This is a genomic window from Streptomyces sp. DS1-CR2, assembly GCF_055760475.1.
In genome coordinates, this window is record NZ_CM147085.1 from 26,356 (window position 1) to 43,889 (window position 17,534).

A 17,534-nucleotide genomic window follows, 5' to 3' on the forward strand; every position below is an offset into this window, starting at 1 on the left:
GCCCGCACTCCCGGCAGGTCCTCGGAGGCTGCTTCTCCTGCCGGGGCCGTGAACAGTGGCCGCACCAGCCGGTCGCCTCACGCAGATAGCCGGGCCGGTGGCAGCGTGGACAGGTCTGCTGGGCTGCCCGCTGGTCGGCCTTGCGCCGGCAGTCTCGGCACAGACGGTTCTGCGACGACCGGACGGGGTGGCCGCATTCCTCGCATACGCGTGAGCAGATGATGCACCGGCCGGTGTCCTGCTGCAGGACGCGGTTCGCGCCCGCAACCGGGGCAAACCGCCCTGGCTGCCTGCTCGTTCAGCCGGCGCCAGCACCGGCAGCAGTGCTGGCGGTCGAGATATCCGACGGCGGCACCGCAGGTGACACAGTCCCGTTGCTTCTTGCCCATCGCCGCCCGCCGGTCACAAAGGCGGCATCGACCGGCCCCTTGCGGAGACGGCCTGCGGCAGGTCAGCGACTGGACGAGGAGGTGCGAGGGGCCGTTCGACGGGGGTGGTGTCGACCTCGATCAGGTCGTTAGGAGTGCACTCCAGCGCGGTGCACAACGCGGCCAGCGTGGTCATCTTCACCTGCGAGGGTTCCTTGGTGAACAGCGCGGACACCGAAGCCGATGACAGTTCCAGGCCGGCCTTCTCGGCCAGCAGCCGCCGCAGTTCTGTCCCGGTCCACACCTCGCGCTGGGCGGCGGCCATCCGCAGCCGCCATTGGATCTTCATGCCGTGGTGTCCTTTCCGGTCAGCTCGGCCAGAGTGCTGGCGACCGCGCGTTGATAGGCGTCCTCGATGAAGGTCGCGGAAGGCCGGACATATCGCATGGTCGAGCTGACGGTCCAGTGACCGAGCATCTGCTGGATCGCGACGAGATCGACGCCACGTTCGTAGTTGTGCGTCGCGCAAGCTCGTCGCAGAGCATGCGGGCTGAACCGCTCTGATGCCGGGCGTCCTTCGAGTTCCATCAGATAGCGGAGCCGGTTGCGGATGGTCCCGCGATGCAGGCTGCCGCCGGACTCATCAGCGAAGAGCACCGGCGAGTCGGGGAACTTGGGCCGCACGTCCTCCAGGAACCACCGCAGCACCAGGTCCAGGCCGTCGAGCATGGGCACCCACCGAGGCCGCGGCCCGGACGTGTGGGCTCCCTTGCCGAAGCGGACGTGGAGCTTGCCGAACGGGCCGCGGGTGAAGTGCAGGTCCGGCTTCTCCAACAGCGATGCCTCCTCCGAGCGGAGCCCGGCGTGATACAGCGTCCGGAACATCGCATAGTCCCTCGCCGCGGGTCCGTACTTCCTCGCGGTCGCGATCCTCTGCTTCATGAAGGAGAAGAAGTCGTTCACCCGCTCCGGTGTCGGCGGCGGCAGCAGGGCCGGCGAGTCGTCCCCGACATGACGGGAGGCGTTGAACTCGTCGACCGGGCAGACCAGTCGGACGCCGAATGCGGTCTCGATCTCGGCCGCCTTGCGGGCCTGCAGGAACCGGTGGAAGCCCTTGAAGATCTGCACATACTCGCGTCGGGTCGACGTCTTGCGGCCCTGAACGGCCAGGTCACCCACCACGCGGTCGATGTCCTCGGGCGTGACTTCCCACGCAGGCCGTCCCAGTGCGGTGAGTGTCCGCTCCAGCAGGCCGATGTCGTTGTCGATGGTCACCGGGCTGAACCCGCGGGCCCGCCACGAGGCGACGAACGCGTCCACGCACATGGTCTGGAACTGCCACGGGTCCGTGGTCAGCGGCTCCTGCGGGATGGCTCCTCCCGTGATGACCTGCAATCTCGCCTCGGCCACCGGCACACCTTCCTCGAACCTGAACGGTCAAGGCAGCACCTTGAAAACCAGGCTGCTACCACGAGAACCAACGAAGACCGCATGCACGGGATACGGCCAGGTGACAGCGGCAACCCTTGTGAGGGAACAAGTGCCAGCCCCAGATGGCTGGACCAAGACCTTCACCGATCCCCGCCTCTGCGCGGCCATCGTCGACCGCCTCACCTCCAACGGCACAATCATCGAGACCGGCACCGACTCCTACCGTCTCGCCAGCACCCGAGCACGAGCCGAAGAACCTGCCAAGGCCGGCTGATTCACTGGAAGCCGACTCGGCCCGACCGTGCATCTGGCCGGGGATAGGGTCGTCGGATGCGCCAGTTCACGGATAGTGAAGCCTTGTCAGGGATCGTGCATGAGGCACTGGGGGCGGAGGCCCGCGTTGTCGGAGTGGACCGGTTGCGCGGCGGGAGCAAGAAGGGGGTCTACCGGGTTCATACGAGGGGATCATGTGCAGCGAGTGTGATCGTCTACAGCTGGGCCGAGGCCGAGAACTTCTGGCCAGCTGCGGAAGCCATCGACGCGGCCCACCCGTTTGCTCCCGCCTCCGGGTTGGTCCCCTTCCTAGCGGCCCAGCGGAGACTGGACGGCCTTGGAGTCCGGGTTCCAGGGGTGCTTCTCGCTGACGACGGCCGACGCCGCTACCCGGCGGACGTGGCAGTTGTCGAGGACGTTGCCGGCGACACTCTGGAAACGCTCCTGAAGACGGATCCCGCACGCGCGGCACACGCCTTGAGTGAGCTGGCCTCAATGCTCGACGTGATGCACCAGCAGCACAGTCAGCACTACGGCAGGGTGGACGTGCTCGAACGGGGCGACAGAGCGAGTGGCGATTCATGCGAGCAACTGGTGCTCGAACGTGCCATCGAGGATCTCGCTGAGGCTGCCGAACGCGCCCCCAGCATCGGATCAGCCGCAGCTTCTTTGCACGATCGCTTGCAGGAGCTGGCCACACGAGTGGCTCCGCGCACGCAGCACGGACTGATCCACGGTGAACTCGGGCCCGACCATGTCCTAGTCGATGCCTCCGGCCACCCTGTCCTCATCGACATCGAGGGCCTGATGTTCTTCGATGTCGAGTGGGAGCACGTGTTCCTGCAGCTTCGTTTCGGTGACCAGTACCCAGCCTTGTCCCGCCCCGGACTCGATCCAGCACGGCTCGATCTCTACATGCTCGCGATGCGTCTCTCACTGGTGGCCGGCCCCCTTCGCCTGCTCGATGGCGACTTCCCGCACCGCACGGTGATGCAGGAAATCGCCGAGCACAACGCGAAGGAAGCGCTGGCTCTGTTGGTCTCATAGCACCACGTCCGCTACATCCGCATCGCTTCCACCGCTACATGCCTCGACGGCCAGCCGCCCTGACGGGCGGCTGGCCGTCCCACGTTCCCGCACTCACTTGGCAGTGCCGTCATTTCTCCTCGACACTCGCGAACCGGCTGATCGACAACTGACTCCAGAACCGGTCGACAATCGCTGTTCCTGGAGATGAACGAAGCCAGGATGCGGACGACTCAGCGAGTGGTGCCACAGTCGCTATGTCCGGAGCCTCGCCGACGTCACGGTTGCAGGCAGGCCTCTGCGCATCGACTTGTCCGTGCGCCGTCTGTACTGCGAAAACACAGCTTGCCCGAAGGTGACCTTCGCTGAGCAGGTGCCGGGGCTGACCGAGCGCTACCAGCGGCGGACACCAATGTTGCAGCACTTGGTGGAGGACGTCGGCGTGGTGCTGGCTGGCCGGGGCGGCTCCCGGATGCTGCGGATCTTGAACATCAGGCTCTCTCGGGTTGCCGTCCTGTCCCAGCTGATGCGAGTGCCGCTTCCGCCACTGGTCACGCCCCGGGTGCTGGGGGTGGACGACTTCGCGCTCTACGGCGGCACCTACGGCACCCTGCTTGTCGACGCCACCACACGACTCCCGCTCACACTCTGGGAAGGACGCGACGCAGAGCAGTTCGCCCGGTGGCTTCGCCAACACCCCGGCGTTGAGATCGCCTGCCGCGACGGATCGCTCACCTACCGACAGGGCATCAATATCGGCGCCCCCGAAGCTGTGCAGGTCAGCGACCGTTTTCACCTCTGGCAGGGCCTCTCCCGCCGCGTTCAGGACATCGCCTCCGCCCACCGCGGATGCCTGCCCGCAGCGCTGCCCACGGTCAGTGCGAGCAATCCCGCTCCGCCCGAGGAGCCCGCCGGGGGCCCCGCGGTGGACACTCGGGCCGGGCGACATGCCCAGAGACTGTTCGAGGCTGTCCAAGCCCTGATCCGCACCGGCCGGAACCACAGTTCCGTGGCCCGCGAGCTCGGCCTGGACCGCCGAACCGTCGGCAAGTACGCCCGAGCTCACACCTGGCAAGAAGTGATGCGCCGGCCGCCCCGCAAACCCTCCACGCTGGACCCTTACCTCGACCACCTGCGGCAACGCTGGGACGAAGGACAACACAGCGCGAAGATCCTGCACGAAGAACTGCAGGCCAAGGGCTACCTCGGCCACTACCAGCGCGTGAAGATGGCCGTCGCACCCCTCAGACAGGGCCTGCCCCTGGACGAGCCGCGCGAGCGGCCGCCCTCACCTCGCGAAACCGCCCGATGGATCACCACCCACCCGCACCGCCGCAATCCGCACATCAACGAGCGCCTGCCCCGGCTCCTCGATCAATGCCCTGAACTCAAGCTCACCCACGACCTGGTCCGCCGCTTCGCCACCATGCTCAACAACCATGACGCGGCATCCCTCCCAGCGTGGCTGGACGACCTCGCGAACACGGGGCTGGCTCCGCTGACCGGCCTTGCCGGAGCCCTGCGCGAGGATCGACATGCCGTCACCCAAGGGATCACCACCCCTTACAACTCCGGGGTCAACGAGGGCCGTATCACCGACGTCAAGCTGCAGAAACGCCTCATGGCCGGACGCGCTGGCGTCTTACTTCTCCGCCACCGCGTCGTTCTGATCGCCCACCTGCGCCGACGCTATGCGGACCGGCCGAGCGTGTCACTGAAATGATCTCCGGCTACGGAAATCTTGCCAGAGCCACGTTCACGTGTACGCCGACAGCGGCCAGCCCGCGGACGAGCGGTTAGAGCGTTTTGCCCGAACAAGGAGCCCGTCTCCGGCACGCTCCGCGCCATCAACGCTCGTGCGACGGGATCCAAGTTTCCCACCTGCATGGCCTCCGTATGGCGAATTACCGGTGCGGCGAGGAGACGTCCCTCGCTGACCGGGGCGGCCTCCGCCGCCACAAGCAGCCGCAGGAGTAACGAGGCGACGCCGTTCGTCCCACCAGGGCGGGCCCAGTCCTGGCCGGCACCGCGACCCTGCAGCGCTGCCGCCCGTCCTACCGCGAGAGGAGCTGTCCATGCCCACCGCCGACGCCCTCACGATCGAGACCTTCTCCGGCGTCGGGAGACGTCGCGAAGGTCTGCACATAGTCGATGGCTGTCTGCAGCGCATCTTTCAGTGGAGCGATGTCCCGCGCGACCTGGGCGAGGAGCATGCCGCCCTGGAAGGCCGCAAGGAGCAGCGTGGCCAGCCGTGCAGGATCTGCCTCAGGGCTGATGCGGCCGAGTTGCTGCATGCGCTCGATTCCATCGCGGAAGATGTCCCTCCACTGATCGAACGCGCTCGCGAGCTCGTCGTGAACGTCAAGGTCCGTCTTGATGATCTCGCTCGCCAGGGAGCCGAGACTGCAGCCTTCCTGGTAGGCGCGCTCGTAGCCGACGTAGAAATCCGCCCACGCCCGCAATGCGTCGAGGTTGTCGAAGCGGGCGAATCGCTCACCGCGGTGGAACGTGAGGACGCGCTCGGCCTGCCAGGCGATCACGGCCAGGACGAGGCTCTCCTTGGTCGAGAAGTAGTGGTTGAGCTGCGATCCGCTGACGCCGGCGGCGCGGCGGAGCTGCTCGTTGTTCGTGGCGTGGACGCCGTTGGTGTAGATGAGCTCCGCGGCGTGCTCCAGGATGCGGGCCCGCGTGGCCTGTCCCTTGCCGGTGAGCTTGTGGGGGTCCCGGGCTCCTGTCGTGGGTTTCATGCTTAGACGATACCTCGATTGGGCTTGACAGCCCAGTCACGAGCAGTGTTCACTCAGAACTGGGCCGACAAGCCCAAAATGTCCCAAGCGCAACCCGGGCTGACGACGCCCACTCACCGGAGGTTGATTCGCCATGTCACGACTGAACGCTCCCTCTCCCGACGACGCCCCCGAGGCGACGAAGGGCATCCTCCACAACGTCGGCGCGCAGTTCGGCTTCGTCCCGAACACGTTCGCGACTCTCGCGTCGAACCCCACCGTCCTCGACGTCGTCATGACACTGCAGGGCACCTTGAGCCGGGTTCTGGACGCGAAGACGCGGCACACCATCGCGCTTGCCGTCTCAGAAGCCAACGGTTGCGATTACTGTCTGGCGTTGCACAGCTACGTATCGTCCGAACTCGGTGGCATGTCGAGCGAGGACATCGACCTGGCCCGGGCCGGCAGGTCGACCGACCCCAAGCGCGCCGCGGTCGCGCGTTTCGCTCAGCAGGTAGTGGACTTCCGCGGTCAGGTCAGCGACGCCGACCTGGCGGAGGTGCGAAGTGCGGGATACACCGACCAGCAGATCCTGTCGATCGTCACCGTGGCGGTGCAGGTCCTACTGACCAACTTCATCAACAACGTCAATCAGACCGACATGGACTTCCCCGACGTCTCCCCGATCGGTACGACGCGATAAGCGTCGGCGCCCCTGCCGAGGCGGTGCATCGAGCCGCTCGATCCACCAATCTCTTTAACGATCATCCAGGAAAGGTTCGTTATGCAGGGCTCTGAGGTCTATGAGAAGTTCATGGCGCTGCACACCCGCGACGGTGATCTCGTCATGCCGAACGCCAGCCCGATCTCGCGCTTCGACACGGACCAGCTGTTCACCTTCATCTAAACACCCACCCGGAAACCAAAACCCACCACACATACGAGGAAGAAGCATTTCAATGAAAGCCATTGTGGTAACCGACCCGGCCGCGGGAACGGCCGGGATGACGCTGACGGAGCGGCCTGAGCCGTCCGCATCGATCAATGACGTCATCGTTCAGATTCATGCATCGGGCTTCGTCCCGACGGAGATGGAGTGGCCATCGACCTGGACCGATCGCGCCGGCCGTGACAAGACACCGTCGATCCCCGGCCACGAGCTGGCCGGAGTGGTCACCGCACTCGGCTACGGCACGACGGGGCTGTCGGTCGGGCAGCGGGTGTTCGGCCTCGCCGACTGGCACCGTGACGGCACCCTGGCGGAGTACGTGGCGATCGAAGCACGCAACCTCGCACCGCTGCCCGGCGACGTCGACTTCACGGTAGGCGCGTCCCTGCCCATCTCAGGTCTGACCGCGTGGCAGGGGCTGTTCCAGCACGGCCGCCTTCAGTCTGGCCAGACCGTCCTCGCCCATGGCGCGGCCGGGGCAGTCGGGACGATGGTGACCCAGCTCGCACGTGAGGCCGGCGCTTACGTCATCGGCACCGGACGCGCCGCCGACCGTGAGAAGGCACTCGACTTCGGCGCGCATGAGTTCGTCGACCTCGAGAATGACGCGCTGAAAGACGTCGGCGGCGTCGATCTGGTCTTCGATGTCATCGGTGGCGACGTTCAGAAGCGGTCCGCTGCCCTGGTCAAGGCTGGAGGAACGCTGGTGTCCATCGTCGGCCCGGTCGAGGCGCGACCCGCTGACGGCCTGGCGGTGGACTTCGTTGTCGAGGTCGACCGTGCCGAACTGGGTGAGATCGTGCAGCGGGTGCGGGACGGACGGCTGCGGACAAACATCGGTGACGTCGCGAGCTTGGATGATGCCGTTGGTGCCCTTAACCCGACCACGCGACGCCGCGGGAAGACAGTCATCCGCGTACGCCCGTAGCGAGTGACGGCCACAGTCCGACTGGCAGGTCATGGGCCTGGTGTGCGTGGCGGTTCGGGTACTTGCGCCGGTCGATGGCCGATGACCATGGCGTAGATCATCGGGCAGGTCCGGTTCCGGCGGGATGCCGGGTTCGACTGCACCCGCGACGCGACCGGCCCCCGGCCTACGATCCGTCAGCAGGTCGGCACGCTGTGGCGGGGACCTGATGTCACCGGCTCGGATGCCATACGAGTATTTGCCGCCGTGTCGGTGTACGCGGATTTGGCCGCCCGCGTCGCGCCGCCCGCGTAGCTGTCTCTGTACCCCCGTCGGCTTCCGTCACTGTTGCCGGCGTGCGGGCGCCACCGTTCGTGGCGGCCATTCGGGAGACGCCGCCTTGGGCCTTGGCCGGGCGGTCAGGGCACTCGGATCGATAGAGGAGTTGATCACCTTGGACGGACAAGAGCTGCAGAAGATCGCGCGCGACTGCACTGTGGAACTGCCCGGCACCGACCTGGAGCATCGTTTCGGCCCCGACTGGGCGCTCTACAAGGTGCGCGGCAAGGTCTTCATGCTCATGACCGACATGCCGGGGCGCCCCGTCGTGATCCTGAAAGCTGATCCGGACGACGCCGCAGCCCTGCGTGAGCAGTACGGAGACATTACCCCCGGCTATCACATGAACAAGAGGCACTGGATCACGGCTGAAGGCGGGGGCACCATCGACGAGAAGCTAGTGAAGGAGCTCGTGATCGACTCCTACCGTCTCGTGGTCGGCGGGCTTCCCAAGTCCGAGCAGCCCGTGGATCCGCGCACCTACGGCCGCCGCGCCTGACCTTCGTCCTGCCCATCAGCGGCGAGAAGCTCCAGGACGGAGCGCGCGACACGGTACTGGCGCTGCCCGGGGTCAGCCGCAGGCGCCCGTTCACCGAGCAGCTGGACGCATACAAGGTGGCGGGCAAGGTCTTCCTGATCGTCACGGACGACCCGGACGAACGCATCGTCACCCTCAAGGCAGAACCGGAGTACGGGCGGCTGCTGCAACACAGCCCGGTGCGACAGGACGGTCAGGGCCCTGCGACGACTGGGCCAGCGCGCCTGAGCCGTCCCCTTTCGGTGTCAGGTGGCGGTGGTCTACGGCGTCTCCTGATCGTGCTGGTAGGCGGCGAGGAGGAAGAGCCAGATCTCGCTGCTGGTGGGGAAGGGGGCGATCGCGTGCCTGAGCCGTTTGAGCGGGATTTCGCCGGCGACTGCAATGGTTGCCGAGTGCAGGAGCTCGCTGACGCCGGGGCCGACGAAGGTCACTCCGAGGAGGACTTCCCGGTCGAGGTCGACGACCAGCCTGGCGTGGCCCTGGTAGCCGTCGGCGTAGAGATTGGCGCCCTGGGCAGCGTTGAAGTCAAGGTCGACGGTCTTGACGCGGTACCCGGAGCGTTCCGCCTGCTCGGCGCTCAGGCCCACCGCGGCCGCCTCGGGGTCGCTGAAGAAGACCTGGGGTACGGCGTGCTGGTCGGCGGTTGTGGCGTGGTCGCCCCAGGGCGTGTCGTCGAGCGGGCGGCCGGCGGCGCGGGCGCCGATGGCGTCGCCTGCGGTCCGCGCTTGGTATTTCCCCTGATGGGTGAGCAAGGCACGATGGTTGACGTCGCCGAGGGCGTACAGCCAGTCGCCGTCGACCCCCTGCACCAGGCAGGTGGTGTCCACATCGAGCCAGGAGCCGGGGGTGAGGCCGACCGTGTCCAGGCCGATGTCGTCGGTGGCGGGGGTGCGGCCGGTGGCGCACAAGACCTCGTCGGCCTCCAGCTCGCCGCCGTCGTCGAGGGTGAGGGTGACCGGCCCCTGCGGGTCCGGGCGGCGCAGGGCGGTCACCTGCACGCCGATCCGCACATCCGCACCCGACTCTCTCAATCCCTCAGCGACCAGTTCGCCGGCGAAGCGTTCCAGGCGGGGGATCAGGCGGCGCCGGGCGAGCAGGGTGACCTGGGAGCCGAGGCCCTGCCAGAGGGTGGCCATCTCGATGCCGACTCCGCCGCCGCCGATGATGGCGAGGCGCGTGGGCACGGTGCTGGATTCGGTGCCCTGCCGGCTCGTCCATGGACGGGCCTCGGCGATGCCCGGGATGTCGGGCAACGCCGGTCGGCTGCCGGTGGCGATGGCCACTGCGTGCCGGGCCGTGAGGGTCTGCCGGGCGCCGTCGTCACGGGTGACGCTGACGCGTCGGGGCCCGTCGAAACGGCCGTGGCCACGAAAAAGGTCGGCTCCGATGGACTTGAGGAACAGAGCCTGTCTGGTGTCGTCCCAATCGGAGACAGAGCGGTTGCGACGGGCGAAGACGCCATCGGCGTCGACCCGACCGGTGACAGCCTGCCGGGCACCGTCCACGCGCCGCGCGTCGGCGAGCGCGATGACCGGCCGCAGCAGCGCCTTACTGGGCACGCACGCCCAGTACGCGCAGTCACCGCCGACCAGTTCCCGTTCCACGACCGCTACGGAGAGGCCGGCGGCGCGGGCGCGGTCGGCGACGTTCGCACCGGCCGGGCCTGCGCCCAGCACGACCACGTCGTAAGCCACCCCTGTCCGGGTTTCGTGCGATTCGCTCATGTCCTTCCTCGCATTCCAGGGAGTGCCTGACGACGGTCGAGGCGGTGGTGATGCTGCCCGTCGGGCCTGGTGGATCGGGCCTGGGGTTCCCAGACCAGGCCAGGGCACGTCGGTCAGGCGTCGGTGTGCGGGGTGACGACCGGCCATTCGGTGTCGGTATCGACGAGGACGTTGAAGTAGCTCGTGAGGATGTTCAACGCCAGATTGCCCGCGACCTAGGCGATCTGGCGTCGGTGACGTCCACGGCCCGGGCAGCCTTGAGCTGCGTTTCACCGAGGTGGCCGCGGGCAATCGCGTGGGACGGGTCCGGCACTGCGGCGGCGTGCGGGTCGGCGGACTCCGCGTGGCGGGCACACTCCAGCCCCCCCCGGCGCCGACCTTGGCGACGCGCGCCCTATGTAGGTGTGGGCGAAGAGGCAGTAGGTGCAATTGTTGTACGCCGCCGTGTCGATCGCCAGCCGTTCCCCGACCGGGGCCGGGATCATGGTCCCCGGCCCGCCGCGAGGGCAGCACCCTCCCGGCGATCACCCACGAGCAGCCGGACACCATCACCCAGACCGGCGGCCGACCCGTCTACCCATGGCCCAGCGGGATGTCCGCCTCGGAGAACCACAGGTCACACTGGACTGGCTCGCCCGGCCGATACGTCGTCCGGGACACCGGGTCCACCGGCAAACACGCCGGTCCGAGCTCACGCGCAACACGTTCCTTGAGGATCGTCCTCCCCCGCTGCCAGCCGATCCGCTCCACAATCACCGTCGCCGGCATCGTCGGCGTCTCCCGCAAAAGCTTGCGGATCTGCACCCTGACCGCGTCCACCGCCGAGCCCTTCAGCGGACGCTCGTACTTCGGCGGCCGGCCGGCGCAGACCACGGTCTGCGGCCGGCCCTGCGGGACAGGTGGTCCGATGTCGCATCAAAAAGTCGACGACCGCCAACTCTTCGCGATGCTCCGCGACGGCACCTTCTACGAACCCCAGCCCGCCCCATCAGCTTGACGAAACCCATAGGGGCACACCCCCGCCGCTCGAAGACGGCCGGTATTGCCCCGAATGCCCCACCGGCATCAGTCAGCAGTACCCGACCCTGCGCCAGGCCATCTTCGGACGCCGCCCGGGAACGTAAGTAGCCCGGCCCCGTGGAGTCTTAACCCACCTCCTTTGGTGCCATCAACGCCGTTGCGCCCAGATCGCTTTGAGGGGAACCGACGAGATGCGGCTCGTGGCCAGGCCACGCTCTCAGGAGCCTTCTCCTGCCCAGATGCTGTGGTGCGCGATGTCCTGGAGAATAGAAATCGCCGACTTCGGAGAAATGGGGGCACGGCATGCCCATCGTTTCGCGCGGATTCCACGGACGAGCGCGGGATACACGGCGCAAACTGCCTCCTGGGCAGTACGAAACCACCGACTTCCCCGTTCTGTCCGCGGGACCCACTCCCACGGTGGAGCTTGACGAGTGGGAGTTCACCATCCGCACGGAGACGGGTGCACGGCGGAGCTGGAACTGGGCACAGCTCACGGCGTTGCCCAGCCAGACCTCAACTGTTGACCTGCACTGTGTCACCAAGTGGTCGAAGTTCGACACGGAGTGGCAGGGAGTCTCCTTGGACGTCCTTCTTGAGGACGTGGAGACCAGTGCCGATTACGCGCTCGTTCATTCCTACGGCGATTACTCCACCAACGTGCCCCTGGAGGACCTTCTCGACGGGCAGGCATGGATCGCGTACCGCTATGACGGCGAGGAACTCGCGCCGGAGCACGGCGGGCCCGCCAGGCTGCTGATTCCGCACTTGTACTTGTGGAAGTCCGCCAAGTGGGTGCACAGCATCCAGCTGCTCGTCGAAGAAGAACGGGGTTTTTGGGAGAACATCGGCTACCACGATTATGGGGACCCATGGCGCGAACAGCGGTACCAAGGCGACTAGGCGACCGGTTGCGCTGGAGGACAGCCCGCCTCACCGATGGGCGCGTCGAGTCGCGCGCTGCGCGCACCCTCGTCTTCGAGGTGCCCGGCTGGCCGGGGCACCTGGCGGGGCAGCATGTGGATGTGCGACTCACGGCGGAGGACGGCTACAGTACGCAGCGCAGTTACTCGCTGGCCTCGGCACCCGACGGCGAGAGTGTCGAGCTGACCGTTCAGCGTGTCAGTGACGGCGAGGTCTCTCCGTATCTGACGGACGAACTCGCCATGGGCGATGTGCTGGAACTGCGCGGACCGGTGGGCGGCTGGTTCGTGTGGCGCCCAGAGCAGAAGGAACCGATTCTGCTGGTGGGCGGCGGCTCCGGCCTGGTGCCCTTGATGGCGATGATCCGTATGCGCCGCGCGGTCGGCAGTCGTACGCCCTTCCGTTTGGTGTACTCCATACGCAGCCCCGAGGATCAGCTCTACGAATCCGAGTTGAGACAGGACGAGCCGGGCCTCGACAAGACGTACGTCTATTCCCGCTCCGCCCCACCACAGTGGCCGCTTCCTCCAGGGCAGATCACCGCTTCGGACCTGTCAAGCGCCAGGTGGCCACCGGACTTCGAACCCACTTGCTACGTCTGCGGTTCCACCGGCTTCGTCGAGAAGGCCTCGGGCCTGCTGGTGGCACTCGGCCACCACCCTGGCCGTATCCGCACCGAGCGTTTCGGCCCCAGCAAATGAGGAGACGCTGAAACACCACGACCGTAAGTCTTGGCGTCAACGCGCGCCGTCGGCCTCGCAGAGAGCCAGGTTCCACGTGGTCGTCCATAATGGCTGGTATACGCGCCAGTGGCGGGGTTGCCCGGCTGGCGACCTACAGCGGCGACAGCCCAGCAGTCACCGCGCTACCTGCACAGACGCGCCCCTTGTGGTGCCTGCCGCGTTCGGTCTCTTCCTGGGACACACCCATGATCCCGGTCGGACAGGCCCCGGGCGCATCGGTACGACAGGGAGCTGAATCGCTATGACCCTGATGCCTGACTTCTTCGACGGCAACGCCGCCGCCGGGGACCTCGAGTCCCTGTTCGGGACCGACATGACCATGGCGTCCGGACGATGCCATGGCTGCGGGGAACAGATGCTGCTTGCCCAGACGCATGCCTTCCTCGGTGGCCCCGGGACGGTGCTGCGCTGTCCCGGGTGCGACAGCGTTCTCCTTCGCCTGGTCCGCTCTCCCACCCAGTTGTGGCTCGATGCCGGCGGCCTGGATTACCTCAAGATCCCAACACCGCAATGACCTGCGTACCACAAGGTCGCAAGTCGGCTCGGGAGACTCCATGGCAGACATGAACGAGCGCCTGCAAGGTCTGGCCTCGCGGGTACGCACCCCCGACGTCGTCGATGCCATGGGACGGATGCATCGCCATAGGTGTCACATCAACGACCTGGTGAGTCCAACTCCGGGCCGGGTCCTGCTAGGGCCCGCGGTGACGGTCTCGTACCTGCCTTCATGCGAGGAAACGCTCCCACCCGAGCAGTTCAACTTCTTCCGGCTGTTCAATGACGCCATCGGAGACGGCGCACAGGGGCGCGTGCTGGTCCTGGCCAGCAACGGGCATGCCGACGTCTCACTCGGAGGCGGAACAAAGCTGTCGCAGGTGGCAGCACGAGGTCTTGCGGGCATCTTGGCCGACGGTCGTCTCCGGGACTTCACCGAAATCGCGAGTTACGACTTCGCCGTCTACTGCTGGGGGCAGACGACCAAATGGGGCGGCGACGTGGTAGCGCCGTTCGAGGCCAACCGGACGGTCGTCGTAGCGGGCGTGACCGTCCGCCCCGGTGATTACGTGTTCGCGGATACGTCCGGCGCTGCCGTCATCCCCGCTGCACAGGTCCTCAGCGTTTTCGAAGAAGCCAACCGCGTCGCACAGGACGAAGCAGCCTTTGTCGAGAGAGTGCGCCAAGGAAACCCCGCCGACGACAGGTCTGAGCAGTAACACGTCCCTACTCGCTGATCGCAAGGTCAGCGGCACTTATAGGAACCACCAGTCATCTTTAGACGGTGTCCTATGTGGTGAGGCGGGCGTATCGCTTGTAGCAGCACAGGGCTGCGGCGAGGCCGAGGAAGGCCAGGTAGTTGCGGGGGTGGCGTTCGTAGCGTGGGCTGAGCCGTCGGTAGCCCGACAGCCACGACGTTGGGTCGGCCGCGCGGTGAGGTGCCCGCCGAGGCAGGTCCTGTTCCGCGCGGCCTCCCGCCGAACCGGACATGACGGTTTCCCGGTCATCCGGCTCTCCAGTGACTACCGCGTGACTGTTTTGGCAGGCCGTTGTGAGTGGATTCGGTCATGGCAGGTGTCGCAGGCCACGACGGTCTTGCGACGCCGATGCAGCATGACGCGCGCCCAGTCGGAGGGCTGCCATCCGGCATGCGCGAGATCGGCGAGGGCGCGGACATGGTGCACTTGCACGTTGCCCTTGCTTCCGCAGATCTCGCAGGTGTCCGCCAGGAGCCTCGCGATGAGTTCCTTCTGCGGATAGTCCACCCGGACCGGTTCGCGGTCGGTGATCTCTGCCGTCCGCTGCCGCTGGAGTGGAATTCCACCGAACCGCGCTACCAGTGGCTTCCTGTTCTTCCGCTCGATGCGGGCCTCGAAACAGACTCGGGGTCCGTTGGGGGTGTCGATTCGGGCCTTGTGCTTAGCGGCCATCTTCGGCACCGATGAGCGGTGCTTGGCCGCAAGAGTCTTGAGCATGGACGTCTCCATGACCCATTGCAGCCGATGCAGCCGGAAGGCATCTCCGGCGAGCAGGTAGTACTGGGCTATGCCCCGGTAAACGGCACCGAACGTCGCAACGATCGCGTGATCACTGCTGTTGATCAGGGCCTTTCTCTTCGCGGGTTTCCCGCGGGCAAGATACGGGGCGCACTTGGCTTTGATCACGTCCCGGGGGACACGGAGTGCGATCTGACCGTTGACGCGTCGGTAACGGCCGGTCTTCTTCGTATCGTTGTGCTGGGTCGTGATCTCGTAACCGAGAAACCGAGCTGCCCCGGTTCGGGCATGAGTGATCAAGGTCTTGTCCTGGGACAGCTCCAGCCTGAGTTCATCACGCAGGAACTGGGCCAGGCGCTGCTTGATCTGCTCGGCCTCGGCTTTCGGTCCGGCGAAGCCCAGGAGATGATCGTCCGCGTAGCGGATATAGCGCAGCCTCCGATATCCCGGGTCATTCGGGTCCGAGCTCGGCAGGCTGACCATCCGCTTGCGCAGCATGCGGGCCTGGGCCCGGTCGCCGCGCCGGCGGGCTTTCGCCAGCAGATTCTGCATCTTCAGATAGGCCGGGTTACGGGCCCGGCGATCTCCTCGGGTGTACTCCGGAATCAGAACTGTCTCGACGAACTCATCGAGCCTGTGCAGGTAGATGTTGGACAGGATCGGGGAGGCCACTCCGCCTTGCGGCGCTCCGGAGAGCGTGGCCCCCCACCTCCAGTCCTCCAGGTATCCGGCATTGAGCATGTTGCGCACCAGCCGCAGAAACCGCTGGTCATGGATCTTCTCGCCGAGTACCGACAGTAGGACCTGGTGGTCCAGGCTGCCGAAGCAGTCGGCGATGTCCCCTTCGATGAACCAGGAAGTCCCGGTCCAGGTGTGGTCCACCTCCCGCAATGCGGTATGGCAACCTCGACGGGGACGGAACCCATGAGAGCGGTCGGAGAATGTTGGCTCGTAATACGCCTCCAATAACAGACGGACCACTTCACCGACGAGCTTGTCCGACCAGGTCGGTAGCCCCAGCGGACGCATCTTCCCGTTCTTCTTCGGGATATGGATGCGACGCACCGGACGGAACCGATAGCGCTCGTGACGCATCGCCTCGACGATCCGGCTGATCTTCCGTTGGGACATGCCGTCCACGGTTTCCGACGTGACCCCGGGCGTCATCGCGCCATGGTTGGCGTAGATGCGTCCGTAGGCCAGAAGATACAACTGCGGGTTGAACAGCTGCCGATACAGTTCATCGCACGGCAGGTTGCGCCTGCCGCGTTCACGCAGGACACCCAGCACCGTTGTGGCACTCTGCATTTCGCATACCTCCCGGGTTTCAAGGTGTCCGAATCACCTAGCCCCCTTCGCCCTGCGGACGGCTTTCCCGTCCTCCCTGGCCGGGCGTTAATCCGGCGACTACTACGGGGCCTCCGTCGCCCTAGGACTCGCATCCCGTAGGCGATAGCGCGGCGCCGGTTTCAGTTGCCTTTCCGGCGGATGGGATCTTGCATCTTCTGGAGATTGGGCTTCAAACAATCCAGTCTTCGCCATATCGCGCGGGCCACCCAGCACCCCGTCCCTGACAACTGGGCCCGGTCACTGGTTTTCTGACATGCTGTTGTCCCCTTCACCTTTCGGATCCAGGTAAGTCATCGGGCCCAGGAACCTCCTTCCGAGTTCCTCCCGGCTCAGCCGGGGATACAAACAGAGCGCCTCGTGGCGCACATGGTGCGTTCGATGGTCCACCGGTGGCGCCCCAGCTTCTGTGACGTCTCAACTCCCTTGCGAGCGATGCGCGGGGTTATGCGGCGTAGGCGGAGCCATTGCCGCACTTTCCTAGGTCCTGATCTCGATGCCCGGCATCGGGATCAGGACCGCGGCCCGCATCCTCATCGACGTCGGCGATGGATCTGGCTTTGCCACCGCCGACCACCTCGGCGCCTACGCCGGCCCGGCGCCGGTCACCCGGAACTCCGGCTCGTCCGTCCGCGGCGAACACCCCTCCAGGCGCGGCAACAAAGCAACTCAAGCGGGCCTTCTACCTTGCCGCGTTCGCCTCGCTCTCGCAGCCCGAGTCACGCGCCTACCACGACCGCAAGCGACGAGAAGGAAAACACCACATCGCCGCCCTTATCGCACTCGCCCGACGCCGCATCGATGTCCTCTTCGCCATGCTCCGCGACGGCACCTTCTACCAACCGTCCACACCGGCTACGGCTTGACGAAAGCCATAGAGGCACCTTTTCACGGCTCGCATGTTCACCGAGTCGATCGCGCACCGCGACCAGTCCAGCTCGCCTCGAGCCCCCAGCTCGTCCAGGACCAGACGATGCAGTTTCGCCCAGACCCGTTGTCGGCTCCACTCCATGAACCGGCGGTGAGCCGTGGCCCCGGATGGCCCGAACACGGGCGGTACCTGCGACCACGTGTACCCGGTCGTGGCCAACACCTCACGGTCCCCACGACGGCGCCGGCCACCACCCTGCGGCCGCGTCGGCGCCTCCGGCACCACCCGCTGGAACAACTCCCATAGTCCATCAGAAGCTGTTGTCTTTCCGGATGCATTCCCTGAGTTTCCGCTGGT

Annotated in this window: 15 protein-coding genes and 6 pseudogenes; 12 read left to right on the forward strand and 9 right to left on the reverse strand. The window is 66.3% G+C overall.

Annotated features, from left to right (window positions below; all coding sequences use genetic code 11):
* Positions 1–402: 402 nt before the first annotated feature.
* On the reverse strand, positions 403–717 hold the full coding sequence (locus tag ACY0PA_RS00115; RefSeq protein ID WP_388398995.1) for a helix-turn-helix domain-containing protein: 315 nt from the start codon (positions 715–717) through the stop codon (positions 403–405).
* Complete coding sequence (locus tag ACY0PA_RS00120; protein ID WP_473082750.1) at positions 714–1,778, reverse strand: tyrosine-type recombinase/integrase; 1,065 nt, start codon at positions 1,776–1,778, stop codon at positions 714–716. The genes ACY0PA_RS00115 and ACY0PA_RS00120 overlap by 4 nt, the downstream gene beginning before the upstream one ends.
* A 145-nt stretch (positions 1,779–1,923) precedes the next feature.
* On the opposite strand from ACY0PA_RS00120, the pseudogene ACY0PA_RS00125 reads away from it, so the two are divergent.
* The 3 genes and pseudogenes from ACY0PA_RS00125 to ACY0PA_RS00135 all read left to right on the forward strand — a co-directional run.
* Positions 1,924–2,073: pseudogene (locus tag ACY0PA_RS00125) on the forward strand (ATP-binding protein); the annotation flags it as partial.
* Between the two features lie 56 nt (positions 2,074–2,129).
* Positions 2,130–3,119 carry a phosphotransferase family protein gene (locus ACY0PA_RS00130; protein ID WP_473082751.1) on the forward strand — a complete coding sequence of 330 codons (990 nt, stop codon included), beginning with the start codon at positions 2,130–2,132 and terminating at the stop codon, positions 3,117–3,119.
* Between the two features lie 208 nt (positions 3,120–3,327).
* Positions 3,328–4,821: pseudogene (locus tag ACY0PA_RS00135) on the forward strand (ISL3 family transposase); the annotation flags it as partial.
* Positions 4,822–5,152: 331 nt separating this feature from the next.
* Here the strand turns inward: ACY0PA_RS00135 and ACY0PA_RS00140 are convergent.
* The gene (locus ACY0PA_RS00140; RefSeq protein ID WP_473082752.1) at positions 5,153–5,845 is read right to left on the reverse strand and encodes a TetR/AcrR family transcriptional regulator; all 693 of its coding nucleotides are present in this window, start codon (positions 5,843–5,845) and stop codon (positions 5,153–5,155) included.
* A gap of 133 nt (positions 5,846–5,978) precedes the next feature.
* Between ACY0PA_RS00140 and ACY0PA_RS00145 the strand changes: the two genes are divergently transcribed.
* The 4 genes from ACY0PA_RS00145 to ACY0PA_RS00160 all read left to right on the forward strand — a co-directional run bounded on the left by ACY0PA_RS00145 (position 5,979) and on the right by ACY0PA_RS00160 (position 8,518).
* Positions 5,979–6,527 (forward strand): carboxymuconolactone decarboxylase family protein, encoded by a 549-nt coding sequence (locus tag ACY0PA_RS00145; RefSeq protein WP_473082753.1) that lies wholly within the window; start codon positions 5,979–5,981, stop codon positions 6,525–6,527.
* A gap of 81 nt (positions 6,528–6,608) precedes the next feature.
* Positions 6,609–6,731: a hypothetical protein gene (locus ACY0PA_RS00150; RefSeq protein WP_473082754.1), complete on the forward strand. Its 123-nt coding sequence runs from the start codon at positions 6,609–6,611 to the stop codon at positions 6,729–6,731.
* Positions 6,732–6,783: 52 nt separating this feature from the next.
* A complete protein-coding gene (locus tag ACY0PA_RS00155) occupies positions 6,784–7,701 on the forward strand; it encodes an NADP-dependent oxidoreductase (protein WP_473082755.1) in 918 nt (305 codons plus the stop codon).
* 433 nt (positions 7,702–8,134) lie between these two features.
* Complete coding sequence (locus tag ACY0PA_RS00160; protein WP_473086192.1) at positions 8,135–8,518, forward strand: MmcQ/YjbR family DNA-binding protein; 384 nt, start codon at positions 8,135–8,137, stop codon at positions 8,516–8,518.
* Positions 8,519–8,817: 299 nt separating this feature from the next.
* Here the strand turns inward: ACY0PA_RS00160 and ACY0PA_RS00165 are convergent, their stop codons facing one another.
* Positions 8,818–10,281 carry a dihydrolipoyl dehydrogenase family protein gene (locus ACY0PA_RS00165; protein ID WP_473082756.1) on the reverse strand — a complete coding sequence of 488 codons (1,464 nt, stop codon included), beginning with the start codon at positions 10,279–10,281 and terminating at the stop codon, positions 8,818–8,820.
* Positions 10,282–10,854: 573 nt separating this feature from the next.
* The gene (locus tag ACY0PA_RS00170) at positions 10,855–11,085 is read right to left on the reverse strand and encodes a hypothetical protein (protein ID WP_473082757.1); all 231 of its coding nucleotides are present in this window, start codon (positions 11,083–11,085) and stop codon (positions 10,855–10,857) included.
* A gap of 519 nt (positions 11,086–11,604) precedes the next feature.
* On the opposite strand from ACY0PA_RS00170, the gene ACY0PA_RS00175 reads away from it, so the two are divergent.
* The 4 genes from ACY0PA_RS00175 (at position 11,605) to ACY0PA_RS00190 (ending at position 14,182) form a co-directional block, all read left to right on the forward strand.
* Positions 11,605–12,204, forward strand: a complete 600-nt coding sequence (locus ACY0PA_RS00175; protein WP_473082758.1) for a molybdopterin-dependent oxidoreductase — start codon at positions 11,605–11,607, stop codon at positions 12,202–12,204.
* Positions 12,174–12,926 carry a ferredoxin reductase gene (locus ACY0PA_RS00180; protein ID WP_473082759.1) on the forward strand — a complete coding sequence of 251 codons (753 nt, stop codon included), beginning with the start codon at positions 12,174–12,176 and terminating at the stop codon, positions 12,924–12,926. The genes ACY0PA_RS00175 and ACY0PA_RS00180 overlap by 31 nt, the downstream gene beginning before the upstream one ends.
* A 283-nt stretch (positions 12,927–13,209) precedes the next feature.
* Positions 13,210–13,482 (forward strand): DUF6510 family protein, encoded by a 273-nt coding sequence (locus ACY0PA_RS00185; RefSeq protein WP_473082760.1) that lies wholly within the window; start codon positions 13,210–13,212, stop codon positions 13,480–13,482.
* A gap of 40 nt (positions 13,483–13,522) precedes the next feature.
* Positions 13,523–14,182 (forward strand): RraA family protein, encoded by a 660-nt coding sequence (locus ACY0PA_RS00190; RefSeq protein WP_473082761.1) that lies wholly within the window; start codon positions 13,523–13,525, stop codon positions 14,180–14,182.
* A gap of 70 nt (positions 14,183–14,252) precedes the next feature.
* Here ACY0PA_RS00190 and ACY0PA_RS00195 read toward each other — a convergent pair.
* The 3 genes and pseudogenes from ACY0PA_RS00195 to ACY0PA_RS00205 all read right to left on the reverse strand — a co-directional run.
* A pseudogene (locus tag ACY0PA_RS00195) lies at positions 14,253–14,378 on the reverse strand (IS5/IS1182 family transposase); the annotation flags it as partial.
* A gap of 107 nt (positions 14,379–14,485) precedes the next feature.
* Positions 14,486–16,267, reverse strand: a complete 1,782-nt coding sequence (locus ACY0PA_RS00200) for a reverse transcriptase domain-containing protein (RefSeq protein ID WP_473082762.1) — start codon at positions 16,265–16,267, stop codon at positions 14,486–14,488.
* A 407-nt stretch (positions 16,268–16,674) separates the two neighbouring features.
* Positions 16,675–16,779 (reverse strand): annotated as a pseudogene (locus ACY0PA_RS00205) (IS5/IS1182 family transposase); the annotation flags it as partial.
* A gap of 11 nt (positions 16,780–16,790) precedes the next feature.
* Between ACY0PA_RS00205 and ACY0PA_RS00210 the strand changes: the two are divergent.
* Positions 16,791–17,172: pseudogene (locus ACY0PA_RS00210) on the forward strand (transposase); the annotation flags it as partial.
* Between the two features lie 5 nt (positions 17,173–17,177).
* Here the strand turns inward: ACY0PA_RS00210 and ACY0PA_RS00215 are convergent.
* Positions 17,178–17,495 (reverse strand): annotated as a pseudogene (locus ACY0PA_RS00215) (transposase); the annotation flags it as partial.
* Positions 17,496–17,534 lie beyond the last annotated feature (39 nt).